Raw genomic sequence first — 19,034 nt, forward strand, 5'->3', positions numbered from 1 at the left:
GATATTTGTGTCAAAAAATATAAGTAATTTATCAGGTAGAATTGGCTTAAAAGATAATCTATTTAAGCAAATCTCTGAAAACACCCTTAGCGACAGTCCTAAAGATATTAATGAAATTGCCAAAGAGCATAATTTAGGTGTTTCAACAATTCATGGCGCTGAATCATTTTATGAATTTTTAAGACCATCACACCGTGAAAAAAAAGCATTTGTTTGTAACGGTAGCGCCTGTATGTGTGCTGGTACTCAGGATAAATTAAAAGATACTTTAAAAGAAAAACTTGGTGATGATAAAGTTGGAGAAATGTTCTGTTTAGGACATTGCTATGAAAATAATGCCTTCCATTATGATGGCGAAAATTATGCCGGTAAAGATATTGAAAAAATTGATCAGATTTTAAAAGGTGAAGACATTAAGCAAGAAAAATTCTTTTCAAAAAGTTTTGCTACAACAAGTTTTTTAATGGATGATAAGCTTTCATCAACAGATCAATTTAAAAATCAGTTAAATAAATTTTTAAAAACAGATAAACAAAGTATTGTAAAATCATTATTAGATTCTAATCTTACAGGCCGAGGTGGTGCAGGTTTTCCAGCTGGTATGAAATGGGATTTTTGTAGTAAAGCAAAAGGTGAAAAAAAATATGTTATTTGTAATGCAGACGAAGGAGACTCTGGAGCATTCTCAGACAGATACTTATTAGAAGATCAACCTCTCAAAGTTATTTTTGGTATGGTTATCTGTGGACTAGTAATTGGAAGTGATGAGGGAGTTTTATATATTAGAGGTGAATATCCAAAATCTATCGAAGCTATTAATGGAAGTATAAATGAACTTAAAAAATTAGGTTTACTTGGTGATAACATCTTAGGAACAGATTTCTCTTTTGATTTAGGAATTTGTATTGGACAAGGTGCTTATATTTGTGGAGAAGAAACTGCTTTGATTGCATCTATAGAAGGAAGACGTGCTGAAGTAGATGTTAGACCTCCTTTTCCAGTAACAGAAGGTTTATATAAAAAACCAACTGTAGTTAATAATGTTGAAACATTAGCGGCAGCAACTGGTATTTTAATTAATGGCCCTGAAAAATTTTCAGCAATAGGAAATAAAAAATCTGCAGGAACAAAACTAGTTTGTCTTGATAGTTTTTTTAACAACCCTGGTGTTTATGAAATAGATATGGGAACATCTATGAAAAAAATATTTAATGAAATTGGTGGTGGATATAAAGAGCCTGTTAAAGCATTTCAAGTTGGTGGTCCTCTTGGTGGTGTAGTACCATTAAGTGAAATTGATAATTTAAATTTAGACTTTCAAGAATTTACAGCAAAAGGTTTTATGTTGGGGCACGCAAGTGTTGTTAGTATTCCAAAAAATTTTTCAATGGCAGAATATATTCACCATTTATTTGAGTTCTCAGCAGAAGAATCGTGTGGCAAATGTTTTCCAGGAAGACTTGGATCATACAGAGGTAAAGAGATGTTTGATCAAGCAAAAAAAGGAACTACTAAAATACCTCTTAAATTACTTAATGAATTGCTTGTTACTATGCAAAAGGGTTGCTTATGTGCACTTTGTGGAGCTATTCCTACTCCAATAATGAACATTCTTAAGTACTTTGGAGACGAAATAAAAGATGATATGGTTAAGGATAATTAATGAGTTCTGAAAAAAGAAAAATAGCTTATATTGATGGAAAACCATACGAAATTGGTGTCAATCACACATCTATTTTAAAATTCGTTAAAAGCTATGTTGGTGAAAAAAAAGTTCCTACTCTTTGTGATGATCCTAATTTAGCTCCTTATGGTGCTTGCCGTGTTTGTTCTGTTGAAGTTGCTTTGGAGAAAGATGGTCCAACAAAAATTGTTGCTTCATGTCATACTCCTATTGCTGAAAACCAACATATTTTTACATCCAATGATGCTTTAACAAGTCTTAGAAAAAATATTGTTGAATTAGTTTTAACTGATCATCCCATGGAATGTGATAGTTGCGAAGTTAATAATAATTGTGAACTGCAAACTGTTGCAAATGATTTGGGTATTTCTGATCACAGATACAACAGTCCAAAACAACATAAAGGAATTCCAAGAGACACTTCTCATGATTATATGAGAATGAACTTGGATAATTGTATTAATTGTGGAAGATGTGTGCGTGCATGCGATGAAATTCAAGGATCATTTGTTTTAACAATGAGTGGAAGAGGTTTTGAGTCTAGGATCACTACAGACAATGACATGATGTTTGGTGACTCGTCTTGTGTTTCTTGTGGAGCATGTGCTCACACTTGCCCAACAGATGCAATTTCAGATGTTTTTAAATCTAAATCTGCAGATGTAGATGAAAAAGTTAGAACAACTTGCTCTTATTGTGGTGTTGGTTGTAATCTTGAAGCTTCAATTAAAGATAATAAAGTTGTGGCAATTGATACACCTAAAGAAACAGATGTTAATGCAGGTCATACTTGTATTAAAGGAAGATATGCATTTAGTTTTTATGACCATCCTGACAGATTAAAAACTCCATTAATAAAAAGAAATGGAAAATTTGAAGAAGCTTCTTGGGATGAGGCTTATGATTTTATCAAAAAAGAAATGAATAGAATTACTAAAGATAATGGCCCTGATGCATTTGCTGGAATTTCATCTGCAAGATGTACTAATGAAGAAAATTATGTATTTCAAAAAATGATTAGAGCAGCAGTAGGTACTAATAGTGTAGACTGTTGTGCAAGAATTTGTCACTCACCAACAGCATGGGGAATGCAACAAACATTTGGAACAGGTGCTGCAACTAATTCTACCGAAGATATTTATCATGCTGATTGTTTTATAGTTATTGGAGCAAACCCAACTAATGCTCATCCAGTAACTGGTGCAAAAATCAAACAACAAGTAATGAAAGGTAAAAAATTAATTGTATTAGACCCGATTACAACTGAACTTGCAAAACTTGCTGATTATCACATCAAGTTAAGACCTGGTACTAATGTTGCTGTTCTTAATATGATGTTGCACTTTATTATTAAATCTAAATTATATAATGTAGATTTTGTTAGAGATAGAACAGAGGGATTTGATAATTTTATTAAAGAAATTGAGAGACAAGATGTCGACCAATTAGCTAAAGTTGCTGGTGTTGATAAACAAATGGTTAAAGAAGCAGCTATAGCTTATGCAACAGCTAAAAACTCAATGGAATTCCATGGTTTAGGGGTTACAGAACAAGAACAAGGATCTAAAACAGTAATGCTGATTGCAGATCTTGCAATGATTACAGGAAATATTGGTAGAAAAGGAGTTGGGGTAAACCCACTTAGAGGACAAAATAATGTTCAAGGAGCTGCTGATATGGGGTGTCAACCTCACCAAGGAGCAGGGTACTTTGAAGTAGCTGATGAAAAAAATCAAAAATTTTATACTGAAAAATATGGAGTAACTCATCCAACAAAACCTGGGTTAAAAATTCCAGAAATGTTTGAAGCTGCAATTGACAAAGAATTAAAAGGTCTATGGATTATTGGAGAAGATATTGTTCAAACTGACCCTAACAGTGCACATGTTGTTGAGGCAATGAATTCATTAGAGCTTTTGGTTGTACAAGAAATATTTATGAGCGAAACTGCTAAACTTGCAACTGTTGTTTTACCTGGAACTACATTCTTAGAAAAAGATGGAACTTTCACAAATACAGAGAGAAGAATTCAAAGAGTAAATAAAGCTGTTGAACCCTTACCAGGAACAAAACCAGATGGAGTTATTGTAACAGACATGATGCAAAAACTTGGTTTTGACCAACCATCATATGATGCTGATCAAGTATTGAAAGAAATTGCAGACGTTGTTCCTTTCTTTAAGGGAGTAACAAGAAAGAGACTTGGTAAGCTTGGCTTACAGTGGCCTGTTCAAGAAGATGGTACTGATACACAAATATTACACACAGAATCATTCAAATTAGGTAAAGGAAGACTTAAAAATTTTGACTGGAAAGAATCTACTGAAATAGAAACAAATAAAAAAAAATATCCTCTAATCTTAACAACTAGCAGAGTTTTACAACACTACAATGCAGCAACAATGACTAGAAGAACTAAAAACATCAATATTGTAGATGAGGATGTTCTTTTAATTCATCCTAAAGATGCAGCACATAGAGATATTAACACTGGTGATATTGGAAGATTATATTCTGGAAGAGGTGAGGTAGCTTTAAAAGTAGAGGTAACAGATAAAGTTAAGGAAGGAATTGTATTTACAACATTTCATTTTCCAGAACATATGGTTAATATGGTTACTGGTCATGGTAAAGATGAAGAAACGATGTGTGCAGAATATAAAGTATCATCTGTAGAAGTTCAAAAAATTTCAAACCAGTTTAAGACAGAAGTTAAACCAAAAGAAAATCAAGCTGAAGTGAATTAATTTAAAATGACCATAGGTTGGCATTTTGATAATACATACTCAAAATTATCTAATGTATTCAAAGAAGAAATTAAACCAATACCAGTGCATGATCCTGATTTGGTAATATTAAACAAAGAATTAGCTAAAGATTTAAACTTAGATTTCGCAAAAATTAATAATAAAGATTTAGCAAAATTATTTTCAGGAAACTCATTGCCAGAAGGAGTAGATACTATTGCACAAGCTTACGCAGGTCATCAATTTGGTCATTTTACAATGCTGGGTGATGGAAGAGCTGTGCTTCTTGGAGAGCATTTAGTCAATAAAAACAAGCGTTTTGATATTCAATTTAAAGGTTCTGGTCGAACATCATTTTCAAGAAGTGGCGATGGTCGTGCTGTTTTAGGGGCGATGTTGAGAGAATATATAATTAGTGAGGCCATACATGCATTAAAAATTCCTACTACTAGAAGTCTTGCTGTAGTGAAAACTGGTGAGAAAGTTGTAAGAGAAAATTTATTACTAGGAGCAATTTTAACAAGAGTAGCATCAAGTCATATTCGTGTTGGTACATTTCAATACATTGCTGCAAAACAAAATTTAGATGATTTAAATACTTTGGTTGATTACACAATAGACAGACATTACCCAGAAATTAAATCATCCAATAATAAAGCTTTAGATTTGCTTAACCTTGTAATGGAAAGACAATGTAAATTAGTAGTTGATTGGATGCGTGTTGGTTTTATTCATGGTGTAATGAACACAGATAATATGGCAATCTCAGGTGAAACAATTGATTATGGTCCTTGTGCATTTATGAATCAATATGATCCTAAAACAGTTTTTAGCTCTATTGATAAATTTGGAAGATATTCATTTTCTAATCAGCCTCCAATTACTAAATGGAATTTAGCAAGATTTGCTGAATGTCTAATCCCACTAATCAATAAAGATGAGGATGCTGCTATTAAATTAGCAACCAAGACTATTGATAACTTTCAAAATATATATGAAGAAAAATGGCTAAATATGATGAGAGATAAACTTGGTTTATATGGAAATGATAAAAATGACAAAAAACTAATTAATGATTTATTAAATTGGATGCAAAAAAATAAAGCAGATTATACAAATACATTTTGTTATTTAATGAATATTAAGATTAATGATCAAATTTACAAAGATGAGTATTTTGTTAAATGGTGTAATGAATGGCAAAAAAGAATTTCTAAAAATAATAATTCAAAAGAAAAATCTCTTAAACTTATGAATAATGTTAACCCGGTTATTATACCAAGAAATCATAAAGTCGAAGAGGCCTTAACAGCTGCTAATGAGGATAATTTAGAGGTAATGAATAAGTTGCTATCAAAATTGAATAAACCCTATGATAAAAAAGTTGATGTACAAGATTATCAATTGCCTTCAAATGATAAAGATTATCAAACTTTTTGTGGAACTTAATTTATAAGACGTATGGTTCTGGTCTTGCGCTATTTCCAAGAACTCTTTCAACTGCAAAATCACTGATGTCGATTGTTTGATAAGATCCAGTTGTAATCAGTTCAGTTAAAGCTCTTCCAATACCAGGAGCTTGCATTAAACCTCTGCCTGTAAATCCAGATGCCATATAAACATTATCAAATTTTGGATGTTTGCCTACTACTGCATTGTTGTCTAATTTATTACAATCATAATAACCAGCCCAACCACCTGTTAATTTTAATTCTTCAAATGCAGGTATTCTCTGAGCTAATGCTGGCCATACTAATTCTTCAAAATCATTCCAAGCCGGTTCTAAATCTGTTGCATCAAAAACTGAATTAGGCGAACCTGCTAGATACTCTCCACCTTCAGGTCTCCAATAAACGCCTGTTGTTAAATCTCCAATAAGTGGCATTTCTTTTATATATTTAGGACATTTAACTCTAAAAACAGTGTGTTTTTGAGGAACTACCGGTATGTCTTCTAACAATTCTTTAGTCCAACAACCTGCTGCTGATACTATTGTCTTAGCTTTAAGTTCAGAAATACTTTTTACTTCTCCTTTAATAAATTCAGCACCTAATTCGATTGCTTTACTTTTTAAAGCACTGTGAAACATAAATGGATCAATCCAACCTTCACTTTGGTTGTCAGTATAAGTTGCTGTTTCTATTCCTTCACTATTTATGTAGGGAAATATTTTTGATAATTCAGAACCTTGAATATTTTTAGTCTCTGCTTCACAAGCTTTATGGTTTTCAAGGGCTTTATATTGTTCGTCTGCATGTTCTGGACCAAACATTAACAAATAACCATTAGTTACCATGCTAGCAGTTGGATTTGGGTTTTTTTCAGTTTTTAAAAGATCTGGAATTTGATAGATAAATTCTCTTGCAAATTTACCAAGTAAAATATTTTCTTTTTGAAAAAATTGTCTTCTAAAACCACCTAAAGATAATGGGAATGAAGCTGTTTTGTAAGTTGGATCTCTTTCTATTACTTTTACTTTCCTACCTTCTTTAGATAAAAAATAAGCACTTGCAGCTCCTATTATACCACCACCAATTATAACAACATCATCCATAATCAATTTAAAATTATTAAGTTAAAATTTAAAATCAAAGCAAAACTACACCACAATACATAGGGTATCATTAAATAAGAACTTACTAAGTTGACGCGCTTAAATCTAACAATAAGAATAATGATTAAACCAATTAGCGCTATCAGCACAATTAAAGCTAATAACATATGATGAAATACAAAAAAAACTATACTCCAAGTTGTATTAAAAACCAGATGAATAAAATAAATATAAACAGTGTTCATATCTCTATTTTTATTATGCCAAAAAATCCATATTGCAATGGTCATCATCAAATATAGCGATGTCCAAACTGGAGCAAATATCCAATCTGGAGGATTGAATGATGGTTTGTTTAGAAATGAATACCATGGCTCTTTAAAGCTAATTGTTGCCAAACCTCCTATTAAAGATGCTGAATATGTAATTAAACTAAATAGTAAGAATGATATGAATTTGTTTTTTAACATATTTCTATTATACAATAAATTATGGAAGAAAAAAAAGTTATTTGGATAACAGGTGCAAGCAGTGGAATTGGTAAAGCTGTAGCAACTAAATTTGCAAAAAATGGATGGATAGTAGCTGCATCTGCAAGACGCGAAAACTTACTAAATGAACTTAAAGAAATTAATGAAAATATTTATCCCTTCCCTTTAGACGTTACAGATATTGATAAATGTAAACTAGTTGCATCAAGTATAATTAATCAATTTAAAAATATTGATATTTGTTTATTTGGTACTGGAATGCATGATCCTAAATCAGAAAAAAAATTTAATTTAGAAAAAGTAAGAGAAATTATGGAGGTAAATTATTTTGGAACAATGAATTCTATAAATTCTATCTACGATTATTTTTCTGAAAAAAAAAATGGTCAAATATCAATAATTTCCTCTGTGGCTGGTTATCGAGGCTTGCCAGCTGCTGGTGCATATTGTGCTTCTAAAGCTGCACTTACTAGTTTTGCGGAAAGTTTAAATTTTGATATGCAAATGAAAAATGTACGTGTTTCACTTGTTAGTCCTGGTTTTATTAAAACACCAATGACCGATCAAAATGAGTTTCCAATGCCGATGATTAAAACACCCGAATTTGCAGCAAATGAAATTTACAAAGGTTTAACTATGAAAAAAAGTTTTGAAATACACTTTCCAAAAGCTTTTACATATTTTTTAAAATTTTTACAAATTCTACCAAGTAGTATTTATTTCAAATTGGTTTCTAAGGGTATGAAAAAGATAGATTACTAATCTTTTACAAAAACTACCGTTAACTCAGCTACTTTAATTCCAAACTTCGTCATTGTTGCTCTGTTTATTGCAACTCTATCGTCTTGTTTAAAAATCCAATCATCAAATGTGATTTTCATTTCCTTGCCTTTAACAGGAACTAATAGAACATATTCAAACTTAAATGCAGGTCCATAAGAGTATCCTATTGCTTTACCAACTACGTCTCCTGCTGTGCCTTCATAATTATTTTCATTTATTTTGTTGATGGTCCATTCTCTATTTTGCACTTCCCCATCATCCCAATTAAATTTTTCTTTTAAAATTAATTGTTTTCCATCCCATGTTCCATCTAGGTCTGCAGAAAACTGCCTTGTAACTTTGCCAGATCTATTTTGAAGTACGCCCCATGCTTTAACATTTCCTGTTAAATACTCTTCAATTATTAATCTTGGTTCTTTATTTTTAAAATCTTCTGGTTTCATTGCACTATTGTTTGAGCAACTTGTAATTAAGAATATTGAAATTATCAATAAAATTGATCTAATAATATTTAAATGACGCATTTGTATCTCCTCTATGTATTATTTGTTTTGAAGTGAAAATTGAATTAAATCAATATTTTTTGATTTAAAACCAGCCTCACAATAAGAGAGGTAAAATTCCCACATTCGTTTAAAGGTTAAATCAAAACCTTGGTTTTTAATCAAATCCCATTTTTTATTAAATTCATCTCTCCATATAGCTAAAGTATCAGCATAATGATCTGCATAAGAGATATAAGAATTCACAGCTAATCCATTATTAGACACAAGTTTATTAATGGTGTTTTTATTTGGTAAAAACCCACCTGGAAAAATATATTTTTGAATGAAATCTTGTTTGTTTTTATACCTATCAAACAAACTGTCATCTATAGTAATAGCCTGGATAGCAGCTATGCCACCGTCAGATAAATTATTTTTAATTGTTTTAAAATAACTCTCTAAATAATTTTGACCGACAGCCTCAATCATTTCAATTGATGCTATCGAATTATATTTTCCTTTTAGGTCTCGGTAATCTTTAATTTCTATATTAACCTTTTCATTTAAACCACAGTTATGAATTCTTTCTTTTGCATATTCAAATTGTCTCTTTGAAATAGTAATACAATCTAATTTGACATCATAATTTTTCCCTAAATATTCAGCAAATCCACCCCAACCACAACCAATTTCTAAAACTTTATCACCATTATTAGGTTTAATTAAATTAATTAACTTTTGATATTTGTTATTTTGTGCTTCAGACAAATCTTTATTTTGATCATCAAATATTGCACTTGAGTACGTAAGAGTTTTATCTAACCAAAGAGAAAAAAAATCATTTCCAAGATCATAATGTTTTGCGATATTTTGCTTACTTCTGTTTTTGGTATTTTTAATAAATCTATTTTTAATAAAATTTAAAAATTTTAAATCCAATAAACCTGCAAATTTATGAATTATGTTAATGTTTCTTGCTGTTAATTCAATCAAATCAGACAAATTATTAGTTTCAAATTCATCACTCATGTAACATTCTGCAAATCCTACACTTCCACCTTTGATTAAATTATAATTTAATGTAGTAGTTTTTATTTTTAAATTAGCTTTCAATTTATCATTGGGATTACCAAATTTTAATACTTTTCCTGAAAAGGTAGTGATTTCTAAAAAACCGGTATTTATCCTTTTAAGAATATTAAAAACTATTTTATCTGCAATTCTGTAAAGTAGCATTAATTTTCAATTGTAATATTATTTATAATTCTAATTTTTTTTTTTATGAACTTAATTCCTTTTGTCCATAGTTTAAACGCTTCATAATGTATCGCTAGAATGATCTTAAAAGTCATTATTGGATGTTTTAAATACGATTTAATTAAACATTTTGTATTAAAATCTGACCTAATTCCATCTTGTGAAGCGTATAGAATTTTATCTTGGGCATCATATTGATCAATTATTACTGATATTTTGTTTCCTGGTTTTAATAATCGAAAAAAATAATTACAATTCATTTCAATAAATGGAGATACATGAAATTTTTTAGAGCAATTATTTTGTATTAAATTTGTATCTTTCTCTACTCGAAATATATAGGTGTGTTGTTCTCCAAATGTATTTTTAACTTCATAAAAGATTGAAATTAATTGATCATTTATATTATAAACATAAAAAACACTTAAAGGATTAAATACAAAACCAAAAATTCTTGGATAACATAAAATTTTAATTTTAATATCTTTAGTAGAAATATTATTTTTTTTTAAATTATTATGCACCCAATCTACTAATGAGGATCCATTTCTTTCACCATGGTCTTTTTCATAGAAGCTGATTAAATTAAATTTATTATATGAAAAAAACCTAACTTTTTTATCTAATGTTTCAAGTTCAGAGAGGTCTATCAATAATGAGAACACATTATATTTAAAATAATGAACCTTCGGTTTAAATCTTTTGTGTATTACCTGACCATTATATATGGATGAATTAATCATTTAAGGTTTTAAGCATTTCAATAGAAGATTTTATGCCGTCCTCATGAAATCCGTAACCAAAATAACTTCCTGTAAACAGAGTATTATTTTTATTTTGAATAGAATTTAATTTTGACTGATTTTTTAATGTATTTTCATCATAATATGGGTGTGAAAAATTTATTTCATTATAAATTTTATTAGGATCAATTTTAAAAAAAGGGTTTATTGTTAAAAAAATATTTTTATTGATCTTTAAATTTTGTAATTGATTTAGCCAATAAGTGACTGATGAATTTTCTCTATTATTTCGATCTAATGATGAATTCCATGAACACCAAGCCTTTTTATTTTTTGGCATTGAACTTTCATCAGAATGAATTATTGCAATGTTTTTTCTATATTTAAAATTATTTAATATTTGTTTTTCTTGGTCAGTAGCATCTGAGATAATCTTTAAACTCTCGTCTGCATGTGATGCAAGAACAACTTTATCATAAGTAAAAAATTCACTCTCTAATCCATAATAAACTTTTACCCCATTATTGTCTCTTATAATTTTATTAATTTCATAATTTTTATAATATTCCCCACTAATATTTAATAAAATTTTATTAACATAAGTTTTACTTCTATTGGTGACTGTAAACCATTGGGGTCTGTTTTTAAGTTTAAACAATCCGTGATTTTTAAAAAAATTTAAAAAGAATGATAATGGCATTTGTGACGCCTCATAAGGTGGCATTGACCATATCGCTGAAACCATTGGTATTATGTGATAATCTATAAAGAAATTAGTTTTATTATTTTTTTGCAAATATTTTCCAAGAGTAATGTTGTTTTCAAGTGTATTGGGATCTAAATTTTCACATTTTTTGTAAAAATTAATTATTTCAAAAAACATTTTTACAAATTTGTAATTAAATATATTTAACTTATTTGAAAAAATACCATTTAAACCTTTACCACAATATTCGATATTGGTTTCTTTAACATTGACTGAAAATGACATGTCACTTTCTTCAATTTCAATCTCATTTTCTTCAAAAAAATTAATTAAATTTGGGTATGTAGTTTTATTAAAAACCATAAAACCAATATCAACAGCAACTCTTTCTTTGTCATTATATTCAACATCTAGAGTATAAGAATGTCCACCAAAGCGATCTTGTTTCTCAAATAAATCAACCTTATGTTTTTTAGATAAATAATAAGCTGAGCTTAATCCTGATATACCTGAACCTACGACTGCAATTTTCATTGAATAATCTTAAGCAGCAGTGTCTTCATATTCATCCATTGATGGACAAGTACAAAATAGGTTTTTGTCTCCATAAACATTATCTACTCTTCCAACTGGTGGCCAATATTTGGCTGTCTTTAAAAATTCAGAAGGATAAGCTGCTTCTTCTCTTTCATATTTATGGTCCCACTTGTTGGAGGCTAATTCAAGATGAGTATGTGGCGCATTCTTGATCGGATTATCTAATTTATCATATTTGCCTGATTGAATTTTATCGATTTCTTGTTTTATTTTTTTTAGAGTTGAACAAAATCTATTTATTTCAGCCAAATTTTCACTTTCAGTTGGTTCTATCATCATTGTACCAGCAACAGGCCAAGACATCGTAGGTGCATGATAGCCAAAATCTATTAAACGTTTAGCTATATCTTCCTCAGTAATACCTGTGTCAGACTTTATTTTTCTAATATCAATAATGCATTCATGCGCAACATTTCCACTTTTTCCTTTATATAGAATTGGAAATGAGTCTTTTAATTTATGAGCAATATAATTTGCATTTAATATAGCAACTTGTGATGCTTTCTTTAAACCTTCTGAGCCCATCATTTTAATATACATCCATGAAATTGATAAAATACTTGAGCTCCCCCAAGGTGCAGCTGATACCGCGCCAATTCCTGTTGAAGGACCACAATCTTTAATTACTGAATGTTTTGGCAAGAAAATCTCTAAGTGTTTTTTACAAGCTATTGGTCCCATGCCTGGACCACCACCACCATGAGGAATGCAAAATGTTTTATGTAAATTTATGTGACAAACATCCGGACCAAATTTTCCAGGTTTTGCAATACCTACTAATGCATTAAGATTTGCCCCATCCATATAAACTTGTCCACCATGATCATGGATCAGTTTACAAATATCGGTTATTTTTTCCTCAAAAACACCATGTGTTGATGGATAAGTAACCATTAATGCAGCTAAATTATCTTCATGTTCTTTAGCTTTTTTCTTTAAATCTTCAAAATCTACATTTCCATGTTCATCACATTTAACCACAATAACTCTCATTCCAACCATTTGAGCACTTGCAGGGTTAGTACCATGAGCAGAGCTTGGAATTAAACAAACATTACGATTAGATTCATTGTTTTTTTCATGAAATTTACGTATTACCATTAAGCCAGCAAACTCACCTTGTGCACCAGCGTTTGGTTGAAGTGATACACCTGAAAAACCTGTAATTGATCTAAGCCAATTTTTTAAATCAGTAAACAATTCTCTGTAACCATCATTTTGTTCTACTGGAGAAAAAGGGTGTGGTTGTGAAAACTCTTTCCAAGTAACTGGTATCATCTCAGATACTGCATTCAACTTCATTGTGCATGAGCCTAAAGCTATCATTGATCTATTTAAAGCGATGTCAGCATCTTCTAGTTTTTTTAAGTATCTAAGCATTTCAGTTTCTGAATGATAACTATTAAAAACTGGATGATCCAGATAAGTCGAACTTCTTAACAAGTTTTTTGGAATATTGGATAAGCTTTCGTTCATTGACTCTTTAATTGTTTCAGAGCAATTAAAAATTTTAAGTAACTGATTTGCTCTATAAAGATTTTTTCTCTCATCAAAAGAAACTGCAAGCATCTCTGAATTTACTCTTCTAATATTTACACCCTCATCTAAAGCATTTTTATAAATCTTATCTGTCTTATCTAAAGTTTTTACAGTTACAGTGTCAAAAAAATGATCTGAATAAAGCTCATATCCAGATTGCTTCAGCTTATCAGCAAAATTTTTTGTTAACTGAGAAACACTTTCTGAAATTTTTTTAATTCCTTTGGGACCATGATAAACAGCATAAGCTGCAGAAACAATTGCTAACAAAGCTTGAGCAGTACAAATATTACTCGTAGCTTTATCTCTTCTTATGTGTTGCTCTCTAGTTTGAAGTGCCAGTCTGTAAGCTTTTTTTCCATGTCTATCCACTGAAACACCAACTATTCTACCTGGCATTGATCTTTTGTATTCATCTTTTGTTGCAAAAAATGCTGCATGTGGACCACCATAGCCCATTGGAATACCAAATCTTTGTGAACTTCCGACAGCAATATCTGCTCCTAATTCTGCAGGTGTTTTTAATTTTGCAAGAGCTAGCAAATCACAAACTAATACTGCCTTACCATTTTTTTTATGTATTTTACTAATAGCTTCACTAGGGTCTTTTATATCTCCTAAAGTACCAGGGTAGCTAATTATACCACAAATAATTTCATCTTTGATATCAGTATCTTCATCACCAACAATTATTTCTACTCCCAAAGGTTCTGCTCTAGTTTTGATGACTTCAATTGTTTGTGGGTGACAATTTTTAGATACAAAAACTTTATTCGAGTCTGTCTTAGAAATTCTATAACTTAAACCCATAGCTTCCGCTGCAGCTGTCCCTTCATCTAAAAGTGAAGCATTAGCTATATCCATTCCTGTAAAATCAATAATCATTTGTTGAAAATTCATCAACATCTCAAGTCTACCTTGAGCAACTTCAGGCTGATATGGTGTGTATGAAGTATACCATCCTGGATTTTCTAATATGTTTCTTAATATAACGTAAGGAGTATAAGTTCCATAATACCCCATTCCTATAAAGCTCGAATAAACTTTATTTTTTTTTGAAATATTTTTTAATTTTCTCAGTGCTTTATACTCAGAATTTGGGTCACCAATATCCAAATCATCTTTCAATAAAATGTTTTCTGGTACAGTATTTTTTATTAACTCATCTAGATTTTTATACCCCAGCTCTTTGAGCATAATATTTTGCTCATCAACAGAAGGACCTATGTGTCTTTGAATAAAATCTTTTTGAGCATTTTTTAACATTTAACTACCACTTTCCTTTGCAAATTTATCGTATTCATCTTTATTCATCAAACTATCTAATTCTTTTTTATCTTTAATCTTTAATTTAAAAAACCAAGCATCATTTTCAGGATCTGAATTGATTTTACCAGGATCATCAACTATTAACTGATTATTTTCCATTACCTCACCAGATATAGGGGTAAAAACATCACTAGCTGCTTTGGTTGACTCAACTACTCCGGCATTTCCATCTTTTTCAACAGAAGTACCTACGTCAGGTAACTCTACAAAAACAATATCTCCAAGCATTTCTGTTGCATGTTGAGTTATACCTATAGTTCCGATATCACCTTCAATTTTAATCCACTCATGTTCTTTAGAATATTTAACTTCACTCATTTAGTCGCTCCTTTCACATAACTTTTTTTATAAAATGGTAACCCACAAATATTTGCTGGGTGCTTTTTTCCTCTTACTTCAAGAAAAACTTTTGTATCTTTTTTAGAAAATTCTTTTTTAACATAACCCATAGCTACAGGTCCACTCACACTTGGTCCAAAAGTACCACTGGTTACTTCACCAATAATCAATTCATCTGTGTTAAAGATTTTTGTTTTTTCTCTAGCAATCAATCTTCCCTCAGGTTTTATGCCAACACGAATTTGTTTAGCTCCATCATTTAGTTGATTTATAATTTTATCTGAACCTATAAATCCGCCATTTTCCATTCTTTCTTTAGATATCGCCCAAGCAAGGTTTGCTTCAATAGGAGTGATATCTTCGCCGAGCTCATGACCATACAAACATAATCCAGCCTCTAATCTTAGAGTATCTCTAGCTCCAAGCCCTATAAGTTGAGCTCCGTTTTCAATTAGTTTTTTTGTAAAATCTTCAGCTAAATCGTTTGGTATTGATATTTCAAAACCATCTTCACCTGTATAACCAGACCTTGTTACAAATAATTTTTGCTCTTTATAAATGAACCAATTTCCTGACATAAAACTCAATTTATTTATTCCATTAAGAATTGCATCTAAGATGTTTACTGATCTAGGTCCTTGTATAGCTATTAAAGATCTGTTTTCATCTAAATTCATTTCATATCTATTATTAAGAAGCTTAGATATGATTTTAAAGTCATTATCTTTACATGCAGCATTTAAAATTATTAAAAAACCAGTATCAATTTTTGTAATGATTAAATCATCATAAATTCCAGCCTCATTGTTCATTAAAAAACTATACTTTGAAGAATTTGTTTCTAAATTTTTTAGATTTAGAGGAAAAATTTTTTCTAGATCTTCTGTTAGCTCATCATCACCATAAATAAATAGCTGACCCATGTGTGAAACATCAAATATTCCAGAGTGTGATCTTGTAAATTTGTGCTCTTCAACAATACCTTTGCTATATTGTATTGGCATTTGGTAGCCTGCAAACTCTACAAATTTAGCCTTATTTTCTTGGTGAAGTTTATTTAAAGATGTTTTTTTAATTTCCATATTAACTCTTTTGTACCCATCTGTATATTTGCCTGAGAGTTTTGCTCCTTCGGCGAGAATTTAATCTCTTTCCAGAGTTAATATGCTACGGTCCTTTTACCTGAGAGTTTCCTGGGTGGTTGCTCCTTCGGTGCTACAAAATTTGTAGTCTCTCCCGTTAGAAAGTAATTTATCAATTATTTAAGAATGGTCAATGAGAAATACTTTTTTTATTCTTAGATAACAATGAATAAAACTGTATTAAAACGGCAAAAAGAATTATTGCTCCTCCAATCAATCCATACATTGAAGGTCTTTCACTTACAAATACAAAAGCCCAAATGGGACCAAGCACAGATTCTGATAGCATAATTATTCCAACCATTGCAGAAGGTGTTGTTCTTGCACCTGTGGTAATAAAAATAAAACCTAAACCAACTTGAAAACATCCAGCCAAAAAACCTAAAAATATATCATGAGGAGAAATCATAATCTTTGTTGATAAAAAATAACCAATCAAACAAGAGCATATTCCAGCAACAAATTGAGCAGGCACCATGTCTACGGTTGGAAATTTTCTTACAATTATTATTAAAATTGCAAATGTAATAGGCATTGTAAAAGCTGCTAAATTTCCTGATAATTCACCAGGTGTTAATGAGTTACCAACCATTAATAATACTCCTGTCATAGCAAGAATAATTGAGGTTAAGGTAATCGCTGAAATTTTTTCTTTTAAAAAGAAATATCCAAATACAGCTAAAAATAAAATTTGAAGAGATATAATGAAATTCGTATTAGCAACTGTTGTATTATACATTGCAAAAACATACCCACAAAAACCAAAAGATAAAATAATTCCACCTATAAATCCTGGTAATCCTGAGTTTTTGAATGCTTTAAATGTTTTTCGTCTGTAGCTAATGATTAAAAAAGCTAAGACAGTTATAGAAAAAAATAAAGATCTCCAAAACAATATCTGCCATAAGGTAGCTCCTTCAAAAGATTTTACAATCAGTCCACCAAAACTTAAACTACATGCTCCAAGAAATATTAATAAAGGTCCTGGAAGTTTTGTAATTATATTCATTAAATATGTGAAATTAAATTTTGAGTTTCCATTTGATACAACTTAAATAAAGTTTCTGCATCAGATAATTCAATTTCCTTAAATTTTATTTTTGATCCAGGTGATATTTGAACCAACTTATCGTAATCAACACTTGCGACAACTGCAATTTTTGGATATCCACCTATTGTTCCATGATCAGAAAGCATTATAATGGGATTACCATCAGCTGGAACTTGAATAACTCCTTTTAACAAACCTTCAGATTTAATATTAGTATTTACGATATTTTCTATCATTGGACCCTCTATTCTCATCCCCATTCTGTCAGAAAGTTTTGAGACAATAAATTCTTTTTTTAAAAAATTTTTTTTCCCTTCATCTGAAAAATAATCAAAATTAGTTCCTCTTATTATTCTAATATTTTCTATTTTTGAATTTAGATAATCAATTTTTTTTGTCTCTAAGTTTTGATTGACCTTTGAAATATTTATTTTTTGTCCATTTTCTAATTTTTTTCCATCATTAGAACCAATATTAGCTTTTGTGTTAATTGAACAACTACCCCACTGCAATTTTAAATCAAACTCTCCGCTTATAGCTAAATAACCATAAACAGACTTATTCGTTGATAAAATGTCAATCTCATCCTCATTTTCTAATTGATAACTTTCATAACAATTGCCATCAATTTCTTTATCTTTTATTTTTAGTTTGAAAATCACATCACCAGTAACCACTATATTAATTTTATTACCGTAAAACTTTAAATGTGGACCTTGATAAGCAAACTCTATAACGGGTAAATCTAATTGATTGCCAGCTAATTTATTTGCAAATAAATAATTTCTATTATCCATTGCTCCACTAAATGGTATACCTATATGATATAAATTATCTCTTCCTTGATCTTGGAAAGTTGTATTAATTCCAGCTCTTAATATTTTAAAAAAAGTATTATTCATTAAAACCCTTGTATTCTTCCATTGATATTTTCTTAAATACAATTGTATCTCCAGGATTAATAAAATTTGGTTCTTTTTCTTTAGAACTATCAAAAACTTTTAAAGGTGTATTGCCAAGAATATTCCACCCACCAGGACTTTCAAACGTATAAATATTTGCAAACTGCTCTGTAATTCCAACTGAACCTTTTGGGACTTTTACTCTTGGAGTTTCTAATCTTGGAACTCTCATATTTTCATCTAAATCTCCTAAAAAAGGCATTCCAGCAATAAAACCTGTCATATAACAAAAATATTCTTTATTAAAAAAATTTTCTAAAATTTTATCTCTGTTTAAATTCATTTTTTTTTCTAATCTTTCAATATCTAATGAAAATGCAGGATCACAGCAAACTGGAACTTCTAATTTTTTACTATTTATTTTTTTGGTTTCATTAATATTTAGTATTTCAATTTTTTTCTTAATTTCTTTAAAATTTGTTAAGCGTAAATCATATGAAATTATTAATTTGTTATATGATGGAGTAAGATTGTTAATTCCTTCAATATTGCTTTCTTTAATAGCTTTAAAGTATTTAATTACTTCAGAATTAATCTTTTTATTTACCTCAATACCAAAATCACAATATAAAGCTGCGTCACCAAGATTTGATATATTTTTTAACATGTAATGTTATACTTCAAC

Annotated in this window: 17 protein-coding genes and 1 riboswitch; of the genes, 5 read left to right on the plus strand and 12 right to left on the minus strand. The window is 30.0% G+C overall.

Annotated elements, in window-relative coordinates:
* The first annotated feature begins 7 nt into the window (after nt 1–7).
* Genes ACIJYB_RS05285 through ACIJYB_RS05295 form a run of 3 tightly spaced genes read left to right on the plus strand, consistent with a single transcriptional unit; the run spans nt 8 to nt 5,880 of the window.
* Nucleotides 8–1,663 carry an NADH-ubiquinone oxidoreductase-F iron-sulfur binding region domain-containing protein gene (locus ACIJYB_RS05285; RefSeq protein ID WP_435150353.1) on the plus strand — a complete coding sequence of 552 codons (1,656 nt, stop codon included), beginning with the start codon at nt 8–10 and terminating at the stop codon, nt 1,661–1,663.
* Complete coding sequence (fdhF, locus tag ACIJYB_RS05290; protein ID WP_435150355.1) at nt 1,663–4,431, plus strand: formate dehydrogenase subunit alpha; 2,769 nt, start codon at nt 1,663–1,665, stop codon at nt 4,429–4,431. The genes ACIJYB_RS05285 and fdhF overlap by 1 nt, the downstream gene beginning before the upstream one ends.
* A gap of 6 nt (nt 4,432–4,437) precedes the next feature.
* A complete protein-coding gene (locus tag ACIJYB_RS05295; protein ID WP_435150357.1) occupies nt 4,438–5,880 on the plus strand; it encodes a protein adenylyltransferase SelO in 1,443 nt (480 codons plus the stop codon).
* Between the two features lies 1 nt (nt 5,881).
* Here the strand turns inward: ACIJYB_RS05295 and ACIJYB_RS05300 are convergent, their stop codons facing one another.
* A complete protein-coding gene (locus tag ACIJYB_RS05300; protein ID WP_435150358.1) occupies nt 5,882–6,985 on the minus strand; it encodes an NAD(P)/FAD-dependent oxidoreductase in 1,104 nt (367 codons plus the stop codon).
* Between the two features lie 2 nt (nt 6,986–6,987).
* On the minus strand, nt 6,988–7,383 hold the full coding sequence (locus tag ACIJYB_RS05305) for a TspO/MBR family protein (RefSeq protein WP_435152545.1): 396 nt from the start codon (nt 7,381–7,383) through the stop codon (nt 6,988–6,990).
* On the opposite strand from ACIJYB_RS05305, the gene ACIJYB_RS05310 reads away from it, so the two are divergent.
* Both ACIJYB_RS05310 and ACIJYB_RS05315 read left to right on the plus strand, forming a co-directional pair.
* On the plus strand, nt 7,268–7,504 hold the full coding sequence (locus ACIJYB_RS05310) for a hypothetical protein (protein WP_435152575.1): 237 nt from the start codon (nt 7,268–7,270) through the stop codon (nt 7,502–7,504). The two genes, ACIJYB_RS05305 and ACIJYB_RS05310, sit on opposite strands and share 116 nt — an antisense overlap.
* Nucleotides 7,477–8,238: an SDR family NAD(P)-dependent oxidoreductase gene (locus ACIJYB_RS05315; RefSeq protein WP_435150359.1), complete on the plus strand. Its 762-nt coding sequence runs from the start codon at nt 7,477–7,479 to the stop codon at nt 8,236–8,238. The genes ACIJYB_RS05310 and ACIJYB_RS05315 overlap by 28 nt, the downstream gene beginning before the upstream one ends.
* Here ACIJYB_RS05315 and ACIJYB_RS05320 read toward each other — a convergent pair.
* From ACIJYB_RS05320 to ACIJYB_RS05365, 10 genes are all read right to left on the minus strand, one after another.
* The gene (locus tag ACIJYB_RS05320; protein ID WP_435150360.1) at nt 8,235–8,783 is read right to left on the minus strand and encodes a DUF3833 domain-containing protein; all 549 of its coding nucleotides are present in this window, start codon (nt 8,781–8,783) and stop codon (nt 8,235–8,237) included. The two genes, ACIJYB_RS05315 and ACIJYB_RS05320, sit on opposite strands and share 4 nt — an antisense overlap.
* An 18-nt stretch (nt 8,784–8,801) precedes the next feature.
* Entirely contained in the window at nt 8,802–9,980 is a 1,179-nt protein-coding gene (locus ACIJYB_RS05325; protein ID WP_435150362.1) for a class I SAM-dependent methyltransferase, read from the minus strand.
* On the minus strand, nt 9,980–10,744 hold the full coding sequence (locus ACIJYB_RS05330; protein ID WP_435150364.1) for a DUF1365 domain-containing protein: 765 nt from the start codon (nt 10,742–10,744) through the stop codon (nt 9,980–9,982). The genes ACIJYB_RS05325 and ACIJYB_RS05330 overlap by 1 nt, the downstream gene beginning before the upstream one ends.
* Entirely contained in the window at nt 10,737–11,984 is a 1,248-nt protein-coding gene (locus tag ACIJYB_RS05335; protein WP_435150366.1) for an NAD(P)/FAD-dependent oxidoreductase, read from the minus strand. Before ACIJYB_RS05335 ends, ACIJYB_RS05330 begins: the two co-directional genes overlap by 8 nt.
* A 9-nt stretch (nt 11,985–11,993) precedes the next feature.
* A complete protein-coding gene (gene gcvP, locus ACIJYB_RS05340; protein ID WP_435150368.1) occupies nt 11,994–14,852 on the minus strand; it encodes an aminomethyl-transferring glycine dehydrogenase in 2,859 nt (952 codons plus the stop codon).
* Nucleotides 14,853–15,233, minus strand: coding sequence for a glycine cleavage system protein GcvH (gcvH, locus tag ACIJYB_RS05345; RefSeq protein WP_435150369.1), 381 nt, complete (start codon nt 15,231–15,233; stop codon nt 14,853–14,855).
* A complete protein-coding gene (gene gcvT / locus ACIJYB_RS05350) occupies nt 15,230–16,336 on the minus strand; it encodes a glycine cleavage system aminomethyltransferase GcvT (protein WP_435150371.1) in 1,107 nt (368 codons plus the stop codon). Before gcvT ends, gcvH begins: the two co-directional genes overlap by 4 nt.
* 78 nt (nt 16,337–16,414) lie before the next feature.
* A riboswitch (glycine riboswitch) is annotated at nt 16,415–16,504 on the minus strand.
* 22 nt (nt 16,505–16,526) lie between these two features.
* On the minus strand, nt 16,527–17,405 hold the full coding sequence (locus ACIJYB_RS05355) for a DMT family transporter (RefSeq protein WP_435150373.1): 879 nt from the start codon (nt 17,403–17,405) through the stop codon (nt 16,527–16,529).
* Nucleotides 17,405–18,349, minus strand: a complete 945-nt coding sequence (locus tag ACIJYB_RS05360; protein WP_435150375.1) for a biotin-dependent carboxyltransferase family protein — start codon at nt 18,347–18,349, stop codon at nt 17,405–17,407. The genes ACIJYB_RS05355 and ACIJYB_RS05360 overlap by 1 nt, the downstream gene beginning before the upstream one ends.
* On the minus strand, nt 18,342–19,016 hold the full coding sequence (locus ACIJYB_RS05365; RefSeq protein ID WP_435150376.1) for an allophanate hydrolase subunit 1: 675 nt from the start codon (nt 19,014–19,016) through the stop codon (nt 18,342–18,344). Before ACIJYB_RS05365 ends, ACIJYB_RS05360 begins: the two co-directional genes overlap by 8 nt.
* Nucleotides 19,017–19,034: the final 18 nt, after the last annotated feature.

It is taken from the genome of Candidatus Pelagibacter bacterium nBUS_44 (assembly GCF_051200895.1).
Lineage (GTDB): Bacteria > Pseudomonadota > Alphaproteobacteria > Pelagibacterales > Pelagibacteraceae > Pelagibacter.

What these genes read in the sequence shown, in the direction of transcription:
- fdhF (WP_435150355.1), top strand. Translation starts at nt 1,663, where the DNA reads ATGAGTTCTGAAAAAAGAAAAATAGCTTATATTGATGGAAAACCATAC.
- ACIJYB_RS05295 (WP_435150357.1), top strand. Translation starts at nt 4,438, where the DNA reads ATGACCATAGGTTGGCATTTTGATAATACATACTCAAAATTATCTAAT.
- ACIJYB_RS05300 (WP_435150358.1), bottom strand. Translation starts at nt 6,985, where the DNA reads ATGGATGATGTTGTTATAATTGGTGGTGGTATAATAGGAGCTGCAAGT.
- ACIJYB_RS05310 (WP_435152575.1), top strand. Translation starts at nt 7,268, where the DNA reads ATGGTCATCATCAAATATAGCGATGTCCAAACTGGAGCAAATATCCAA.
- ACIJYB_RS05315 (WP_435150359.1), top strand. Translation starts at nt 7,477, where the DNA reads ATGGAAGAAAAAAAAGTTATTTGGATAACAGGTGCAAGCAGTGGAATT.
- ACIJYB_RS05320 (WP_435150360.1), bottom strand. Translation starts at nt 8,783, where the DNA reads ATGCGTCATTTAAATATTATTAGATCAATTTTATTGATAATTTCAATA.
- ACIJYB_RS05325 (WP_435150362.1), bottom strand. Translation starts at nt 9,980, where the DNA reads ATGCTACTTTACAGAATTGCAGATAAAATAGTTTTTAATATTCTTAAA.
- ACIJYB_RS05330 (WP_435150364.1), bottom strand. Translation starts at nt 10,744, where the DNA reads ATGATTAATTCATCCATATATAATGGTCAGGTAATACACAAAAGATTT.
- ACIJYB_RS05335 (WP_435150366.1), bottom strand. Translation starts at nt 11,984, where the DNA reads ATGAAAATTGCAGTCGTAGGTTCAGGTATATCAGGATTAAGCTCAGCT.
- gcvP (WP_435150368.1), bottom strand. Translation starts at nt 14,852, where the DNA reads ATGTTAAAAAATGCTCAAAAAGATTTTATTCAAAGACACATAGGTCCT.
- gcvH (WP_435150369.1), bottom strand. Translation starts at nt 15,233, where the DNA reads ATGAGTGAAGTTAAATATTCTAAAGAACATGAGTGGATTAAAATTGAA.
- gcvT (WP_435150371.1), bottom strand. Translation starts at nt 16,336, where the DNA reads ATGGAAATTAAAAAAACATCTTTAAATAAACTTCACCAAGAAAATAAG.
- ACIJYB_RS05355 (WP_435150373.1), bottom strand. Translation starts at nt 17,405, where the DNA reads ATGAATATAATTACAAAACTTCCAGGACCTTTATTAATATTTCTTGGA.
- ACIJYB_RS05360 (WP_435150375.1), bottom strand. Translation starts at nt 18,349, where the DNA reads ATGAATAATACTTTTTTTAAAATATTAAGAGCTGGAATTAATACAACT.
- ACIJYB_RS05365 (WP_435150376.1), bottom strand. Translation starts at nt 19,016, where the DNA reads ATGTTAAAAAATATATCAAATCTTGGTGACGCAGCTTTATATTGTGAT.